The sequence below is a fragment of the Caballeronia sp. LZ032 genome, assembly GCF_031451315.1.
Lineage (GTDB): Bacteria > Pseudomonadota > Gammaproteobacteria > Burkholderiales > Burkholderiaceae > Caballeronia.
This window is the reverse complement of the sequence record NZ_JARUXP010000012.1, coordinates 1-16,971: the sequence shown is the minus strand read 5'-3', so window position 1 is coordinate 16,971 and position 16,971 is coordinate 1. Positions and strand designations below refer to the sequence as shown.

Here is a 16,971-nt window from a genome sequence, read left to right as displayed (position 1 = left end):
GAACCGCGATGAATCAAATCTCGGCAGGGAAGCTACGGCTCAAGGATGCGTCTCGCGATGGTTGTTTTTATTTTGCTCGCAGGTGTTGCAATGGATTTGCATCACACAATCGCTCTTTCATTCAATCGCTAAGCCGGTATGATCTGGTATCCTAATCGTCGTATTTTCATCGGCCTGTGTGCGTTCTTGATCGGAAGGTTGAGGCGAGCATCCCGACCAAGGGAATCGCGGAGATTTTTTTGAAACAAGCCCAAAGCAGCCGTGGCCGACCACTACGCGAGCCGATTGATGCGTTGGCGGCCTGAGCGTCGAGGCCGCCGAAGTCTGAGTAACGCGAAGGAAGCTACCATAATGAGCCGCGCTTTTAAATGAAGTACTGACTTTGGCGGGCACTGGCCGCATGCCGGATATTTGCACCGCCTACCACATCGATAACAAACTCGGCGATATTGGTGGCGTGGTCCACAACGCGCTCGATCGCTTTGGCGACAAACATATCCTGAATGTGATGTGCTATTACCACTGTGACATTATGTTAAGGCAGTAAGGTGCCCGCCGCCAAACCGATTTCCGTACGCGTTCTTTGACCTGTTCCAAGTACTCAGGGTGAGGTCCGTACCTTTTATTTATGAATCTTCGAACGCAACCGTTCAACCTGCCTGTCAGATACGGGACTCGCATGATTGCCCCACGCGCCGCGGATGAAGCTCACGACCTGCGCGATCTGCGTTGAAGTGAGTTGAGTGTCAAAGCCCGGCATTTTTTTCGGTGCAGGGCCGCTCTCGGTCATCGGGCTTCTGCTTCCTTCAATGACGATTCGCATGACCGACGTTGGGTCCTCCGACATGACCATCGGGTTGGCCGCTAACGCCGCGATTTTGCCTGGCTGCCCACGTCCATCGACCTCATGGCACCTCGCGCAGATGGAAAGAAAAATACCCGCACCTTGGCGCTCAACCTCACCAGTGTCAAGGCTGCGCGCAGTCTGGACTCGTGCGTGCGCATTGTTGTTGTAGCTACCATAAGGCTTTTCTGCCGGAAGCGATTTGAGATAGGTCGCAATAGAGCGCAGGTCCGCTTGGGTCATGTATTGCGTGCTGTCTTCCACGACTGGAGCCATTGCGCCGAATGCGATCGCGCCTGCACCATGACCGGTTCGCAGGAAATTCGAAATGTCCTGCTGCGACCAGCGGCCAAGTCCGCTTCCGGGATCGCCCGTGAGGTTGGGTGCGAACCAATTGTCGTTGACGCCACCCGTCAAATATCGGGGCGACTTCTCGCTATAGCCTAACTCGTTATAAGCCGGACCGCGCGGCGTATGACAAGCGCCACAATGACCAAGCCCTTGCACAAGGTAGGCGCCACGGTTCCATTCGGCACTGCGCTTTGGATCTGGCTCAAATCGCTCCCGATTTCCGAACGCAAGCGACCAAAATACCATTCCCCAGCGCTGATTAAACGGAAATGGGAGATGCGTTTCCGGTGCTCGCTTTGACGCAGGCTTGACTCCGTGCATGAGGTAAGCATAAAGCGCGGTCACGTCGTCATCGGTCATATTGGCAAGTGACGGATAAGGCATAGCCGGATACAGACGCTTGCCGTCGCGGCGTTTCCCATAACGAATCGCGTCCGAGAACTGCTTAAGCGTGTAGGCGCCGATGCCGAACACTGGGTCCGGCGTGATGTTACTGCCATATATCGGTCCGAAGGGCGAATTGATCGGCATGCCGCCACCAAGTGGCGTATGGTCCCCGGCATCGTGACAGGCCGCGCAGTCGCCAGCCTTTGCTAGATACTCGCCTCGCGCCACGAGCTTTGGGTCACTCGTTATTGGCGAACGCGCGTCGATATCTGCCGGTAGGTGATCATCGGCCCTTCCACTGCATCCGCCGAGGGCAAGCACCACGGCTAATAACATGGAAAAAGCGACGGTTTGCGGGCTTCTCGGCGCATTCATATCAGTGCCATTGACTACAGGAGACGAGAAAGACTTCTGCGAGAATCGTGAAAAGGATGGCAACTACAAATCCGCAACCTACCAGCGTGCTGCACAGTGCAATGAAGCGCTTGCGGCTGATTTCCTCCTCCTCGCGTGGCGGTGCCTCACGGGATTTATCGTCCCCATTTCGTGCCTTGATGCGAGCGTGCCGGTTTTGAAGGAATAGGAACCCATAAAGCGACAGCGCGGCACACACCACCGCAATTGCCAACGCCGCGATTGAGGTTCCGTAAAGCCATCCATACAGATGCGAGACGCCTGGCGAGTTAAGTGGCGTCGTGGCGTCGCAGGTTTGTGCGGATACGGTCTCCGAGACGATCACCTGCAACAGCCAGGCGCCGGGTGACAAGAAGAATCCCACACCGGCGCAGACGCCGAGGCGGCGCCTCTCTGCCTCGGTCAATCGTTCGTCCCGGGTGCCTGTGCTCCGCATGGTCAATGGCCCCTCAGCCAGAAGGGCGTCACGTAGAGTGAAGTGAAGATAAACAGCCACACCACGTCTACAAAGTGCCAGTAAAGACCGCCAATGCGCATTGGCGCGTTGCGCTCCGCGTCGAAATAGCCCAACGCGATCCAGAGCGCCAGTAAGCAGAGAATGACCAGTCCGACCATGACGTGAGCCAGATGAAAGCCAGTGATCGTGTAATACAGTGAGCCGTATAGATGTGCGGTGATGCCGTACGGATGATCGTGCCATTCCTTTAGCTGTATGCCGACAAAAAGACAGCCAAGCGCGATAGCAAACAGCATCCAGGTAAACGCCATCCATTTCCGGCTTTTCCTGAGCGTACGTTCAGAGAGCCAGGCAAATACGCTACTCAATATGAGCACGCCTGTGCTCAGACCACCCACACCGATCTTAGGCATTCCTTCTGGCGGCCACACCATCTGTGTCTGCGATTGCGAGTAGAAGTAACTGAAGATGAGGTAGCCGAACAGGCTCGCTTCAGTCACAACCAACGCGAGCACGCCCCACCATCCGCCCGAATGTTCTCCGGCACTCCCCACCGGCAGCACATCCTGATGCGCGGTTGCTTCGACGGCCTCCTGCGCGGGCATCACCTGTTCAGAATTCGGCGGCTCACGTTGCGCGAGCGATCGACGCGGCCACATCCACGCAATCAATGTCGCTGCGCAAGCGACAAGTGATGTCATTGTAGATGCAGGTGAGCGCAGCAGCATGCTGAGAAACAACATTGCCGAGAAAAGACCCAGAAAAAAGGGCGACCAGGCATCATCCGGCATCTTCAGTATGACGTCCGGCTTACCGGTAAATGGGTGCACACCGAGGGATTCACGACCGTGATGCAGTAGATACCCTTCCTCAAGGCTCGAACGCCGTCCTGACGGCTGCAGCCGATCTTCCCACATGGGATGGCGGGACTCGACAACAGGCAGAACGGCAAAGTTATAGGGCGGGGGCGGTGACGCGACCGACCACTCAAGCCCTGGTGCGTCCCATGGATTGGGCGGCGCCTTCGCACCGCGACGAGCCGACACAAGTGCATTGATGGCAAAGACCAGCACGCCGAAGCCCAGAAGGAACGAGCCGATCGTCGTGATGAGGTTCGACGTATCCCAACCCATTCCTTCCGGGTATGTGTAGATGCGTCGCGGCATGCCGAGCAAGCCGGAAATATGCATCGGAAAGAAGCCGAGATTGAAGCCAATGAAGACGATCCAGAATGCCACCTTTCCCAGTCGTTCGTTCATCAGACGGCCGGTGAATTTAGGAAACCAGTAAGTGATGCCGCCCAACACCGGAAAAACATTGATTCCGAGCAGCACGTAGTGAAGGTGCGCCACGACAAAATAGGTTTCGTTGAGTTGCCAGTCCAGCGGCACTGCGGCGGTCATGACACCGGACACGCCCCCTACCACGAACATCAGTACAAAACTGGCAAAATAGAGAAACGGCACGGTGAATATAGGGCGTCCTGTCCAGATCGTCGCGATCCAGGCAAATACGGCGACCGCGCTTGGAATCGAGATGAGTACGCTGGCCGCGCCGAAGAACGCCAGCGCGAGCGGCGCAATGCCAGTTGCGAACATGTGGTGGATCCATACCTCAAATCCGATGATCATCGTGGCGACGGTCGACATGGCGACCGCTGCGTAGGCGACGAGCGGTCGCCGACTAAAAGTGGGCAAAGCGTCCGACACGATTCCCATCGCCGGCAGCACAACGACATACACCCACGGATGCGCGAACATCCAGAAAAGGTGTTGCCAGAGCAGCGGCCGGCCATCGGCTGCCACGTCAAAGAAATGCGTGCCAATGTTGCGATCCATCCACAGCAGAAGAAAAGCGAGACTGACGGCTGGTAGAGCCAACAGATTGGCAAAAGAGATAGTAAGCGTACCCCATACGATGACCGGTAGACGGTCAACCGACATGCCGACTGCACGCATGCGGAAAAGCGTGACTACGAAATTCACTGCACCAACCGAGGTCGAGATGCCGAGCAAAACCATACCGAGCGAATAGACATCAATATTGGGCCCGCGGTTATACTCAAGTGACGAGAACGGCACGTAGTTGAACCAACCCGCATTGGGCGCCTCGCCAAAGGGAAAACTGCAATAGAGAAAGAGTCCTGCGAAAAGAAATAGCCAGTAGGACAGCGCGTTCAGTCGTGGGAACGCCATGTCTCGCGAGCCGAGCATGAGCGGCCATAGAAAGTTGGCAAAGCCGCTGAGCACTGGCAAGGCATACAGAAAAATCATCGTTACGCCGTGCATCGTGAACAGCTGAGCGTATTGCTCAGGAGTCAGCAGTGTTTCGTTGGGGCGCGCAAGCTGCAAACGCATCAGCAGTGCTTCAGCGCCGCCGATCATCAAAAAGATAAAAGCGGTGACGATATAGCGCAGGCCGATCTTTTTGTGATCGACCGTCGTGATAAAGCCGCGCCAGCCTGACTCGCCCTCCCAGATCTCGTGCAGACGCCGCTCTGCCTCCGAGCCCTCCGGCACGCGGCCAAACTCAGGCTCACGGTGAAAAGCAACGCGCGCAGGCGGCTCAATGTTATGGTCACGCGTCGCGGACATCCTCAGTTCCTTACTTTAGGGTGGCCAGATACGCCGACATGTCGCTGGCGTCTGCAGCGGAAAACTTCATATCGGGCATGAGCGCGCCAGGCTTGATTTCCTGCACGTGCTGAACCCAGTCCATCAGGTTGTGCGGTGTATTGACTACTGTGCCTGCCGCAATCAGACGGCGTGACAGTACATGCGTAAGATCGGGCGCCTGCACTCCTGTGGCGCTGCTTCCACGCACCGTATGGCAACCCGCGCAACGTTCTTCGAAGAGCTTCGCTCCACGCGCGGTCTGGGCCGTGGCGGGTACTGGCGAAGGCGCGCGCTGTGCGGCCATCCAGCGTTCGAAGTCGGCTTTAGTCTGCGCCTGGACTTCAAAGGCCATGTGCGCATGCTGCACGCCGCAATACTGTGTGCATTGACCGCGAAAGATGCCGGGATGGTCTGCTTGAATCCATTGCCGATTTTCGACGCCTGGGATAGCTTGCGTTTTACCGGAAAGTTCGGGAACCCAAAACGCGTGGATCACGTCTGCGCTTTTGAGCCGAACCAACACGGGCACGCCGACCGGAATATGGATTTCGTTGGCCGTGGCGAAGTGGTAAGCGCCATCGCCATAGTCGATTTTCCACCACCAATCGTAAGCGGTCACCGTTACAGTGAGCGCGGGCTCGCGCGGCGGATCGGCCACCTCGGCCAGTACAACAAGCATGTAGACCGCGATGCCAAGTAGCGCGAGCGTCGAGAGTGCGCCGCCGATGTACACGAACCCGAGGCCGCCCTTCGATTCGAGCGCGCGAGGCTCGGCGTGCTGGCGCCGCCGAAACATGGCGACCAACAACATCGCAGCGGTAACCAAGCACACCAGACAGCAAATTGCCGTCAAAACCCAGTCCAGGCGCAGCACGGGGTGGGCGGCAGGCCCGCCACTACGCAGGAAATATGCAAGCGGCGTGTGACCTTTGTTGAGCGCATCTTGACCATTCGAACCCTGCGCCTGGGCCCACGCACGCGAGGCGTAGAGCGCCAGCGTGCATGCCAGGCCGAGCCGGCAGTTCCATATTAAGATCCGGCACATTCCAATCACATCTTCTCCTTAACGCCGCGCCGGATAAGCCAGTAGTTCACGGGATACGTGGTGACGAAGCCTGCGACCATCGCCACCTGCATCCTCACCCAGTAGGCGAGGTCAGTGGGCTCGAGCGGCGAGGCAAGTTTGGCGAAGGCGATCATGATGCCAAACATGCCAACCTCATATGCGAGGAGCGATAGCGTGTCGGCCTTGACGGCCGCGATAACGCCATCTCGCAGCCCCAGCCCGCGCATGGGCGCGATCGAGAAGTATTGAAAGGCGATGCCAATGAGATAAGCGAGAACAAATGCCGCAAGCAAGCGCCCCCCTAATTCGGAGCCCACGACCGTCAGCGCCATCCTGAACGCTAGCCATTCGCCGATAAAATCACCTAGCGCGCATCCGGCACCGCAGTGCGTGGCACCGAGAAAGCTGGCCTGCCACATCGGTGCTTCGCTTTTCTTGACGCCAGGTGTCGCCCGACCAAACCAATAATAGAAGATCAGCCCCACAGGTCCCCAATACAACATCGTCAACGGCCAGACCACTGACATGATCGCCATTGGTTGAGGATGGCCCGCCAGAAAAATGTCGGAAATGATGACGACAGCTGACAGAACGGATGCCGTTAGCCATATCGCGGGCAAGACGGTCGACCAGTGCGCTTGCATCGCGACAGCTCCGCAACAGGAGGTTTAGTAATAGACGACGGATCGTGCCGGGATCTGTGGCTCAGCCAGCGCGCCGTGAGTACCGCCCGAGCAAGCTTCATTCCATCGAGCGATGACACTATCGCACAGGTGATCGTGGAGGAACGCCAAGTCAGCGCCGAACAGCCCACCCACCAAATCCACAATTAGGTCACGCCGTGCCCTTTTTACAATGCTGATCTCCGCTTTAGCCCCCAAGAGTGAACCTGACCACTCTGCTACGATATCGACTCATGAGGGGCATTGACGCCGCCCTCTTCCGACACTCAACAACCACTCGCACGATCTCATGAAGCAAGCGAAGGCCCGCACGAAAAAAGGCCTACCGACCAAAGACGACTTGGAGTCCATGTCGAACTTCCGATATCAGCTGCGGAAGTTTCTGCGCTACTCTGAAGAAATCACGCAGGCCGCTGGCGTCACGCCGCTTCAATATCAGTTGCTTCTGCACGTCAGGGGAATGCAGGGGCGAACATGGGCTACCGTTGGCGAATTGGCCGAACGGCTTCAAGCGGCACCGAATGGAACTGCTGCGTTGGTGAACCGCTGCGAAAGCGCCGGGCTGGTCGTAAGAAAACCCGGGGCGCATGACCGGCGCCAAGTGGAAGTCCATCTGACGCCACAAGGCGAGCGCTGCCTGTTAAAACTCGCGTCCATGCACCTTGCGGAGATGCAGGCTTTCGGATGGCTTGTGGGCAGCGTTTGAAGCCATTAGCCTCACGCAGGCTATTTTGCGGTTTCGTGGCCCACTCAGCGATATCGATGAGCAAGGGCTTCGTAAAGCGGCGGCGCAAAGAATCTCGAAACGCGGCTGGAGATGAGTGCCGTTGCCATTAGCGAAATAACCAGGGCGTGCCCATTGATCATTTCGATCACAATGATGAAAGCCGTGATCGGGCTCTGCGTCACGGCCGCTAGATAGCCGACCATACCTAAGGCGACCAGCATTGGAAGCTGCATTTGTCCGAAAACGAGATGCACCGCGTTCCCAATGCCGGCTCCAATGGCAAGCGATGGTGCAAATAGACCTCCGGGCGCCCCGGGCAGATAGGATCCGATCATGGACACCATTTTGAGCAACGGATACTCCGGCCCCAGCGCTACCCGCCCCTCCAGCATCCCTCGCGCCTCAGCGTAACCGCTGCCAAATGTGTGGTTGGCCGTGACTACGCCTATGACGGCAATGATCAGCCCGCAAACAGCACCGAAAAGCACTGGATGATGGCCGCGCCAGGCAAGGAGCCGATCAGGCATCCATCGCCGTGTATTCAGTAATAACCAGCAGAAGACTCCGCCCAGGATCCCCGCCAGCAGGCCAATCACTACCACCGACGCCGCGAGAAGATTGGGCAAATGGCTACCTACGTCGATCGATCCGAAGTACACATAGTTTCCCTGAAGCCCCAAGGACACCACGCCGGCAAAAATGATCGCTGTGATCAGCACGCCACTCGTTCGCTGCTCGAAACTACGTGTTAGCTCCTCGATGGCAAAGACCACGCCCGCCAATGGCGCGTTGAACGCAGCCGATAGTCCCGCTGCCGCACCCGCGAGCGCAAGTCGCCGCTCAAGGCTTGTCCCGCCCATGCGCTGCAATCGAGTCGGGTAGAAACGACGGAGGCTAAACATCAACGCTGCGCCAACATGGATCGTCGGGCCCTCTCGACCAATCGTAAGACCGCCAAGAATGGACAGGAAAGAGATAGCGATTTTGCCGACAAGAATTCGAACGTTGAGCAGCCGCGGACCGATCTCACGGTCGGCTTCGAGCATCGCAATGACCTGTGGGATGCCACTGCCTTCCGCGCCGCGAAACCAGCGCTGGGTCAAATAGACCCCTGCCGCTGCAACTGCCGGAGTGAGCACAAGCGGCAGCCACCAGTACATCTCGGTGATCCGCAAAAACGTAGCGTACCCAAAGTCGATTAACCGAGCGTAGAAGACGGCGATCAGCCCAGTTGCGATTGCGCCAAGCCAAAACACCCCGTAGTGCAACCACAGGCGGCGTCCTTTGAGAACGGTACGTCGGTTCATCCATCGAGGGGATCGCATGACAGGGAGAAGTTACATTTTATGGCACATCATGCCATATTTTGTTGAAGCGATGGCGTGGCCGCGACATTCCGGTGCCGAGCTCAGGCGAACTTGGCATCGCCCTGATAAGCCCGGGGTCTCGGCAAGCCGCACAAAGCTGATCTTGCTCCAGGCGACGTCACTGTGCGATACGTAGTCTTTCGAAAGGATTAAGGGCATGGCTATTGCGGTGGGGGGTGGCTGCGGCGGCTTATACACGCTGCATTCACTCGTTGACGAATTGAGCGCCCCCTGGAGAAATGCAATGGCCACAACTGTCGGAGATTTCCTAATTGATCGCCTTCATGCCTGGGGCGTGCGCCGCATCTTCGGCTATCCCGGCGATGGCATCAACGGCGTACTCGGTGCAATGAATCGCGCCAATGGCAAGATCGAATTCGTCCAGGCGCGCCACGAGGAAATGGCTGCGTTCATGGCCTCAGCTCATGCGAAGTTCACGGGGGAGCTGGGCGTGTGCATCGCCACATCGGGACCGGGCGCGGCCCACCTCCTCACCGGCCTCTACGATGCCCGCCTCGATCACATGCCCGTGCTCGCCATTGCTGGACAGCAGGCGCGCGCAGCTCTGGGCGGTCACTATCAGCAAGAGGTCGATCTTCCGGCGATGTTCAAGGACGTGGCGGGCGCCTTCGTACAACAGGCCTCGGTGCCTTCGCAGATTCGGCATCTGATCGATCGTGCGGTACGCATTGCGCTGTCCGAACGCAAGGTCACGGCGCTGGTCTTGCCGAACGATCTGCAAGACCTCGAGTACGAACCGCCCGCGCGCAAGCATGGCACGCTGCATTCGGGCGTGGGCTACAACGCGCCGAAGATGGTCCCGTATAACGATGACCTTCAACGTGCCGCCGACGTGCTCAACGCAGGTAAGAAGGTTGCAATTCTGGTTGGCGCAGGCGCACTTGAAGCCACCGATGAAGTCATCGCCATCGCAGACAAACTCGGCGCAGGCGTCGCAAAGGCGCTGCTCGGCAAAGCCGCCATGCCCGACGATCTGCCGTACGTGACAGGTTCAATTGGCCTGCTCGGCACCGAGCCAAGTTATAAGCTGATGAATGAATGCGACACACTCCTGATGATCGGCTCGGGCTTTCCGTACGCCGAATTCCTGCCGAAGGAAGGGCAAGCGCGCGGCGTGCAGATCGACATCAAGGCGGACATGCTCTCGATCCGCTATCCGATGGAAGTCAATCTCGTCGGCGATAGCGCCGAGACCTTGCGCGCGCTCCTGCCGCTCTTGCAGCAGAAGGCCGACCACGCATGGCGCAAGGAAATCGCAAGCTGGCTCGACGACTGGTGGAAGAAGCTGGAGAAGCGCGCGCTGGAGTCTGCAAAACAAGGGGTGAATCCGCAACGCACAGTCTGGGAACTGTCGCCGCGCGTGCCGGCGAATGCCATCGTCACCAGCGACTCGGGATCATGCGCGAACTGGTATGCACGCGATCTGAAAGTGAAGCGCGGCATGAAGTGCTCGTTGTCGGGCGGACTCGCTTCGATGGGCGCAGCCGTGCCCTACGCCATTGCGGCGAAGTTCGCGCATCCCGAACGGCCCGTGATCGCGCTCGTCGGCGATGGCGCCATGCAGATGAACAACATGGCCGAACTCATCACCGTGTCGAAGTACTGGAAACAGTGGTCCGATCCGCGCTGGATTTGCCTCGTGCTGAACAACAGCGACCTGAATCAGGTGACCTGGGAACAGCGCGTGATGGAAGGCGATCCCAAGTTCGAGGCATCGCAGGACATTCCGTCCGTGCCGTATCACAAGTTCGCGGAGCTGATCGGCCTCAAGGGTTTCTTTGTCGATGACGCCGAACGCATGGCCGCAGTATGGGACGAAGCGCTCGCATCGGACCGTCCAGTCGTCATCGAAGTGAAGGCCGATCCGAACGTGCCGCCGCTGCCGCCGCATATCACGCTGCAACAGGCAAAGGCCTTTGCAACGACGCTCATGAAGGGCGATCCGAATCAAGGCAACGTGATCGTCGACACGGCAAAGCAAGTGCTCGGCGCGGTGCTTCCCGGTCATCACAACAAGTAACGCACGATGCATCTGACCAGGCGCGAAGCTCCTATAGAAGCCATCCGAACCCGCGCGTACACAATTCCCACCGACAAGCCCGAAGCCGACGGCACGTTCGCGTGGGAATCGACGACGCTCGTCACGGTCGAGATTGTCGCGGCGGGCAAGACGGGCATCGGATATACCTATAGCGATGCAAGCGTGGCGAAGCTGATCGAAGCGACGCTTGCTCCGTCGCTCATTGGCCAAGACGCATGGAACATCGATGCGTTATGGCTGCGCATGCAACAGCGCGTGCGCAATCTCGGCCGCTCGGGCATGGCCGCGACTGCTATTTCTGCGCTGGATTGCGCGTTATGGGACGTGAAGGCGCGTCTGCTCGATATACCGCTCGCACGCTTGCTCGGCTTGATGCGCGAGAGCGTGCCGCTCTATGGCAGCGGCGGCTTCACCACTTATACCGATGACGACATGCGCGAGCAACTTGCGCACTGGGTCCACGAAGACGGCTGCCGCTGGGTGAAGATCAAGATAGGCTGCGAGCCGGAGCGCGATCCGCATCGGGTGCGCGTGGCGCGTGCGGCAATCGGCAAAGAGGCAGGTCTTTTCGTCGATGCAAACGGCGCACTGGATCCCAAGCAGGCGCTGCACTACGCGTATGTTTTCGAAGCGCAGGATGTGTCGTGGTTCGAAGAGCCGGTTTCATCGGACGATTTGGAAGGCCTCGCTTTCCTGCGTAACGCGCTGCCCGCGCGTATCGAGCTTGCGGCGGGCGAGTACGGCTATACGTTCGACGACTTCAGAGGCTTGTTGCAGAACAACGCAGTCGACGTACTGCAAGCCGACGTCACGCGATGCGGCGGCATCACCGGCTTCCTGCGCGTCGCCGCTCTGTGCGATGCGTTCCACGTCCCCCTATCCGCGCACTGCGCACCATCCATGCACCTGCACGTCGCCTGCGCCGCGCCGCGTTTGCGGCATCAGGAATGGTTCCACGATCACGTTCGCATCGAACAGATGTTGTTCGATGGTGCGCCGCACGCGGTCGACGGCGCCATCGCACCCGACCTGTCGCGCCCCGGCTGCGGGCTAGATTTCAAACATACGGACGCGCAGCGTTTCGCCGTCTGATCACACGATGTCACGATGAACAAGACAAGTACCATCGCCATTGCATGTGGTGTCGCGGCGGGCGTTGCGTTGCTCGGCAAAGGCAGACCCGCTACATGCAGCACGAAGCAAACGCACATTGATACGGCGCGCACGTTCAACCGAAGCTCCGCGCTGCTCGCGCTTTCCGTGCTGGCGGACAGCGCGATGGAACACTATCGCGGCTCGTTCGACAATCCGGCCATGTACACGCCCCTGATCGTCTCCGTTGCTTCGCTGATTGCCGGGATGCATGGCGGGCGCGACGTTGAACCGGAACGGCATCCCGTGCGCAACTCGGTCTATGTCAGCGCGGCGCTTGCAGGCGTCGCGGGCACGGGCTTTCATCTGTACAACATCACCAAGCGGCCAGGCCGTTTGAGCTGGCATAACTTCTTTTATGCCGCGCCCGTCGGTGCGCCCATGGCGCTGCTTCTGTCCGGCGCTTTGGGCGCGGTCGCGGAGCGATTGCGCGATGAACCCGCGCACGAGCCGCGTTTGTTCGGCATGCCTGCGGGACAAGCGCTCGCGTTGCTGACGAGCGCGGGAATCATCGGCACTGTTGGAGAAGTTGCATTGCTGCATTTTCGCGGCGCTTTTCAGAATCCCGCGATGTATGCGCCGGTCGTGGTGCCGCCCGTCGCTGCTGCGTTACTGCTGCAAACCGCCCTCGGCGCGCCGCAACCGCGATGGTTCACGCGCCTCTGGCTGCGCATGACGACGGCGCTGGGTTTCATCGGCGTGGGCTTTCATGCGCGAGGCATCGCGCGTAACCGGGGTGGATGGCGCAACTGGAGCCAGAACCTGTTCAACGGTCCGCCTTTGCCTGCGCCCCCGAGTTTTTCCGCGCTCGCGTTGGCGGGCCTCGCCGCGCTTCGTTTGAGGGAGACGGAACGATGAACCTGCCCCGCTATCCCGGCTATGACGTCATGTCTAAACGCGATACGCCATCGTGGGACGACAAGACGCGCGAGGTCATCGATCAACGTCTGAACCCGCCCAACGAGCCGCGCTTCTTCGATGCTGTGCAGTGGAAATGCCTACGGGCTTTGTGTGCGTGCATCGTGCCTCAAGATGTGGTTCCGCTTGCCGCTTTAGTCGATGAAAAGCTCGTCACCGGCATCGGCGACGGCTACCGCGATGCACGCCTTCCGTCCATGCCCGATGCATGGCGCATCGGCCTCGCCGCGCTCGACGCAGAAAGCCGTGTGCGTCACGAACTACCGTTTGGAAGCATCGACAAGGAAGCGCAAAACGTGCTGATCAAGCAAATGCAAGATGGCAAACTAAGTTCAGATGCATGGCAAGGCATGTCCAGCGCTTTGTTCTTCTCGAAGCGCGTGCTGCACGATATCTGCGGCTCTTACTATTCGCATCCTCATGCATGGAGCGAGATTGGCTTCGGCGGTCCGGCGAATCCGCGCGGCTACGTGCGCATGTATTTCGATCGGCGTGATCCGTGGGAAGCAGCCGAAGCGAAGCCAGGCCACGAAGCGCAAGCACAGAAGGAGAATCGCCATGTCCGATGACGCCATGCACACTCCGCGCGGCAAGAACGGACGCGCACCCGATGTCTTCCACGAGGGCGCCTGGCTGCCGATGCGCGAATACCCCCAAGACGAAGCGGTGGATTTCGTGATCGTCGGAACGGGTGCGGGCGGCGGCACGCTCGCATGCCGTCTCGCGGAGAAAGGCTTCAAAGTCGTCGCGCTCGATGCAGGCGCATGGTGGCGCCCGCTGGAAGAGTTCGCCTCGGATGAGGCGCATCAGTCGAAGCTGTTTTGGACCGACGATCGCATCTGTGATGGCGAAACGCCACTCAAGCTCGGCAATAATAATAGCGGCAAGGCTATCGGCGGCAGCACGGTGCACTTCGCGATGGTCTCGCTGCGCTTCCGCCCGGAGTGGTTCAAGGCGCGCAGCGTGCTCGGCTACGGCGCGGACTGGCCACTCGATTGGCAGGAAATGTGGCGCTATTACGCCGAGGTCGAACAAGCGCTGAAGATAGCGGGGCCGGTCACGTATCCGTGGGGACCGAAGCGGCCGCGTTATCCGTATCGGCCGCACGAATTGAATGCGGCGGCGCTGGTGCTCGCGCGCGGTTGCGAGGCGCTCGGCATTGATTGGACGCCGACACCGCTCGCGACCGTGTCAGCGCCGCGGGGCGACGCGCATCCGTGTGTGTATCGCGGCTTCTGCGTGTCAGGCTGCGCGACCAATGCCAAGCAAAGCGCGCTCGTCACATGGATTCCGCGCGCCGTTCGCGCAGGCGCTGAAATACGCGACCTGTCGATGGCCGCCCGCATTGTCATGGGCGACGACGGACGCGCAACCGGCGTCGAATACTATCGCGAGGGGAAGTGGCAGTTTCAGCGCGCGCGCAATGTTGTCGTCGCAGGTTATGCCATCGAAACGCCGCGCTTGCTGCTGATGTCCGCGACGGACCGTTATCCCGATGGCCTCGCCAATGGCTCCGCTCTCGTCGGCAAGAATCTGATGGTGCAGACGAATCAGGCCGTGTGGGGCACGATGGACGAGGAAATCCGCTGGTACAAAGGGCCACCCTCGCTTGCGATGACCGAGCACTGGAATTACGAGGACAAGGGCAAGGATTTCTTCGGCGGTTATTGCTACATGAGTCAGGGACCGTTGCCGGTCGCGTGGGCAAATACGTTGACCGGACGCGGCCTGTGGGGACAGGCTTTACTCGACGAGATGCAAAAGTACAACCACATGGCAGGCTTGAAGATCGTCGGCGAGACCATGCCGCAGGAGCGCAACCGCGTGACCTTGAGTGACGAGAAGGATCAGTATGGTCTGCCCATTCCACGCGTCACCTACTCGTTGTGCGATAACGACAAGCGTCTCGTCAAGCATTCGCTCGACTTCATGAACGTCGCGCTCGATGCCGCCGGCGCACGAGACGTTTGGCGCGAAACCGACGACACGTGCCATCTGAACGGCACGGCGCGCATGGGCGACGATCCATCGACGAGCGTCGTCAACGCGGATTGCCGAAGTTGGGACATCCACAATCTTTGGATCTGCGATGGGTCCGTGTTTCCCACCGTCGGAGGCGTGAATCCGTCATTAACCATTCAGGCGGTCGCACTGCGCACGGCTGATCGCATCGAAGTGCTAGCAGCTCGCGGCGAACTATAACGCCGCCATTGAAACAGTTTGCCGAGGACGTCTTCGATAGGTGGGCTTTCGCGAAGTGCAGAAAAATGGGGTAGAGAAAAATGAGTAAGGTTGCGGTCGTGACTGGTGGGGGAGCGGGCGTGGGCCGTGCGACGGCCGAGGAGTTCGCAAGACAAGGGTTTGACGTGGCGCTCCTTGCACGTGAGCCCGAACGCTTGCGTCGCGCAGCAAGTGAGCTAGAGGATGCATACGGCGTGCGCGTGCTCCCACTTCCTACCGATGTTGCCGATGCGCAAGCGGTTGAAGCTGCAGCAACGCACGTCGAAGACATGCTCGGCCCCATCGACGTGTGGATTAACGTTGCAATGGCTACCGTCTTCGCACCCGTTTCCGCCCTTACCCCTGAAGAGATTGAGCGCGGAACTAAGGTCACCTATCTCGGACAGGTGCACGGCATGAGAGCGGCGCTTGCGCGCATGCGCCGACGCAACCGAGGCACGATTGTCAACGTCGGGTCCGCACTTGGATATCGGTCAGTACCGTTGCAATCGATTTACTGCGGGGCCAAATTCGCGATTCGCGGATTCACGGACGCGTTGCGCTCCGAAATAATTCATGATCGGCTCAACATTCACCTGACCATGGTTGACCTTCCCGCGATTAATACACCGCAGTTCGACTGGTCCATGAATAAGATGGGCAAACGCGCGCAGCCTGTCGCGCCGATATATCAGCCGGAAGTGGCGGCACGCGCGATCTATTTTGCAGCAACGCACCGGCGTCGTCAGGTCTGGGTGGGCTTCTCGACCGTTAAAGCCATCCTCGCGAACCGCGTTGCACCCGGGCTAATCGACCGTTACCTCTCGCGATCAGGCTCCCCTTGGCCCGGGAGCAGATCATGAATCACTTGTGTTTGATGACTACCCGGGTAGAGGATTATCTCTATGCCAGGCGGCAACTCGGTTTCAAGCTGAAGAGCCAAGGGACGCAACTACTTGCGTTTGCCCGGTTCGCTGAGAATGCCTGCCACCAGGGCCCGGTAACGTTGGAACTCGCGTTACGCTGGGCCCGGGATTCCGACTCTCCCAAGCCAACTACCGCAGCGAAGCGGATTGAAGTGCTCCGTCCGTTCATCAGGTATCTTCAACAGTTCGATGCCGCCACACAAGTCCCGCCGACCAAGCTGCTGGGCTCTACCCATCGCCGACCGGCGCCTCATATCTACAGCGATGAGGAAATCGAGGCGCTCTTAGCTGCAGCTGGACAGCTGCGTCCGTCAGGCGGACTACGGCCAGCAACTTACGAAACACTTTTTGGCCTACTTGCCGCTACCGGCATGCGAATTTCGGAAGCGCTGCGACTTGAGCGCGCGGACGTATTGCTTGAGCACGGTATGTTGGTCGTTCGCCAAAGCAAATACCGCAAATCCCGTCTTGTGCCTTTGCATGCGACGACCATCACCGCTCTTCGATGTTACGCGCGACAACGCGACAAGTTTCTCCCGGTCGCAATGGACAACAACTTCTTCCTGTCTCCGTGGGGACGCGCCCTGAAGATCTGGAATGCAGAGGAGACCTTCTGCAACTTGCGCAGACAGCTTGGCTGGATTGCCCGAGGCGATTACCCGGAACCACGTATCCACGATCTTAGAGGTGGTTTCAAAAAGACGTTGAAGGGGCTGTTAACTCCATGGGCATCCTGTTAACCTTGAGCATCGTAGCGATGAGATCGAGGGCATGGATAAGCC

13 protein-coding genes and 2 pseudogenes are annotated in these 16,971 nt (G+C 59.0%); 8 read left to right on the top strand and 7 right to left on the bottom strand.

Translation table 11 applies throughout. The features are described 5' to 3' along the window. Nucleotides 1–364: 364 nt before the first annotated feature. From QCE69_RS38565 to QCE69_RS38540, 6 genes and pseudogenes are all read right to left on the bottom strand, one after another. Nucleotides 365–496 (bottom strand): annotated as a pseudogene (locus QCE69_RS38565) (phosphate transport system regulator PhoU); the annotation flags it as partial. 126 nt (nucleotides 497–622) lie between these two features. Next, nucleotides 623–1,957, bottom strand: coding sequence for a cytochrome c (locus tag QCE69_RS38560; protein ID WP_309936049.1), 1,335 nt, complete (start codon nucleotides 1,955–1,957; stop codon nucleotides 623–625). Between the two features lies 1 nt (nucleotide 1,958). Continuing rightward, nucleotides 1,959–2,402 (bottom strand): hypothetical protein, encoded by a 444-nt coding sequence (locus QCE69_RS38555; protein WP_309911281.1) that lies wholly within the window; start codon nucleotides 2,400–2,402, stop codon nucleotides 1,959–1,961. 32 nt (nucleotides 2,403–2,434) lie between these two features. Then, entirely contained in the window at nucleotides 2,435–5,047 is a 2,613-nt protein-coding gene (gene ctaD, locus QCE69_RS38550; protein WP_309936048.1) for a cytochrome c oxidase subunit I, read from the bottom strand. Nucleotides 5,048–5,057: 10 nt separating this feature from the next. After that, nucleotides 5,058–6,113 carry a cytochrome c oxidase subunit II gene (coxB, locus tag QCE69_RS38545; RefSeq protein ID WP_309911279.1) on the bottom strand — a complete coding sequence of 352 codons (1,056 nt, stop codon included), beginning with the start codon at nucleotides 6,111–6,113 and terminating at the stop codon, nucleotides 5,058–5,060. Between the two features lie 5 nt (nucleotides 6,114–6,118). Then, on the bottom strand, nucleotides 6,119–6,778 hold the full coding sequence (locus QCE69_RS38540) for a DUF4396 domain-containing protein (RefSeq protein WP_309936047.1): 660 nt from the start codon (nucleotides 6,776–6,778) through the stop codon (nucleotides 6,119–6,121). Between the two features lie 328 nt (nucleotides 6,779–7,106). Here QCE69_RS38540 and QCE69_RS38535 point away from each other — a divergent pair, with 328 nt between their 5' ends. Next, nucleotides 7,107–7,523: a MarR family winged helix-turn-helix transcriptional regulator gene (locus tag QCE69_RS38535; protein WP_309911276.1), complete on the top strand. Its 417-nt coding sequence runs from the start codon at nucleotides 7,107–7,109 to the stop codon at nucleotides 7,521–7,523. Nucleotides 7,524–7,567: 44 nt separating this feature from the next. On the opposite strand, the gene QCE69_RS38530 is transcribed toward QCE69_RS38535, so the two are convergent. Further along, the gene (locus QCE69_RS38530) at nucleotides 7,568–8,869 is read right to left on the bottom strand and encodes a chloride channel protein (RefSeq protein ID WP_309911274.1); all 1,302 of its coding nucleotides are present in this window, start codon (nucleotides 8,867–8,869) and stop codon (nucleotides 7,568–7,570) included. A gap of 286 nt (nucleotides 8,870–9,155) precedes the next feature. Here QCE69_RS38530 and QCE69_RS38525 point away from each other — a divergent pair, with 286 nt between their 5' ends. The 7 genes and pseudogenes from QCE69_RS38525 to QCE69_RS38495 all read left to right on the top strand — a co-directional run bounded on the left by QCE69_RS38525 (nucleotide 9,156) and on the right by QCE69_RS38495 (nucleotide 16,929). Then, nucleotides 9,156–10,952 (top strand): thiamine pyrophosphate-requiring protein, encoded by a 1,797-nt coding sequence (locus tag QCE69_RS38525; protein ID WP_309936046.1) that lies wholly within the window; start codon nucleotides 9,156–9,158, stop codon nucleotides 10,950–10,952. Between the two features lie 6 nt (nucleotides 10,953–10,958). Continuing rightward, nucleotides 10,959–12,065: an enolase C-terminal domain-like protein gene (locus QCE69_RS38520; RefSeq protein WP_309936045.1), complete on the top strand. Its 1,107-nt coding sequence runs from the start codon at nucleotides 10,959–10,961 to the stop codon at nucleotides 12,063–12,065. A gap of 15 nt (nucleotides 12,066–12,080) precedes the next feature. After that, the gene (locus QCE69_RS38515; protein WP_309936043.1) at nucleotides 12,081–12,983 is read left to right on the top strand and encodes a hypothetical protein; all 903 of its coding nucleotides are present in this window, start codon (nucleotides 12,081–12,083) and stop codon (nucleotides 12,981–12,983) included. Further along, nucleotides 12,980–13,612 (top strand): gluconate 2-dehydrogenase subunit 3 family protein, encoded by a 633-nt coding sequence (locus QCE69_RS38510; RefSeq protein WP_309936042.1) that lies wholly within the window; start codon nucleotides 12,980–12,982, stop codon nucleotides 13,610–13,612. The genes QCE69_RS38515 and QCE69_RS38510 overlap by 4 nt, the downstream gene beginning before the upstream one ends. Continuing rightward, entirely contained in the window at nucleotides 13,602–15,245 is a 1,644-nt protein-coding gene (locus QCE69_RS38505; protein ID WP_309936041.1) for a GMC family oxidoreductase, read from the top strand. Before QCE69_RS38510 ends, QCE69_RS38505 begins: the two co-directional genes overlap by 11 nt. Nucleotides 15,246–15,325: 80 nt before the next feature. After that, nucleotides 15,326–16,099, top strand: a pseudogene (locus QCE69_RS38500) (SDR family oxidoreductase); the annotation flags it as partial. 23 nt (nucleotides 16,100–16,122) lie between these two features. Then, nucleotides 16,123–16,929, top strand: coding sequence for a tyrosine-type recombinase/integrase (locus QCE69_RS38495; protein WP_309936040.1), 807 nt, complete (start codon nucleotides 16,123–16,125; stop codon nucleotides 16,927–16,929). Nucleotides 16,930–16,971: the final 42 nt, after the last annotated feature.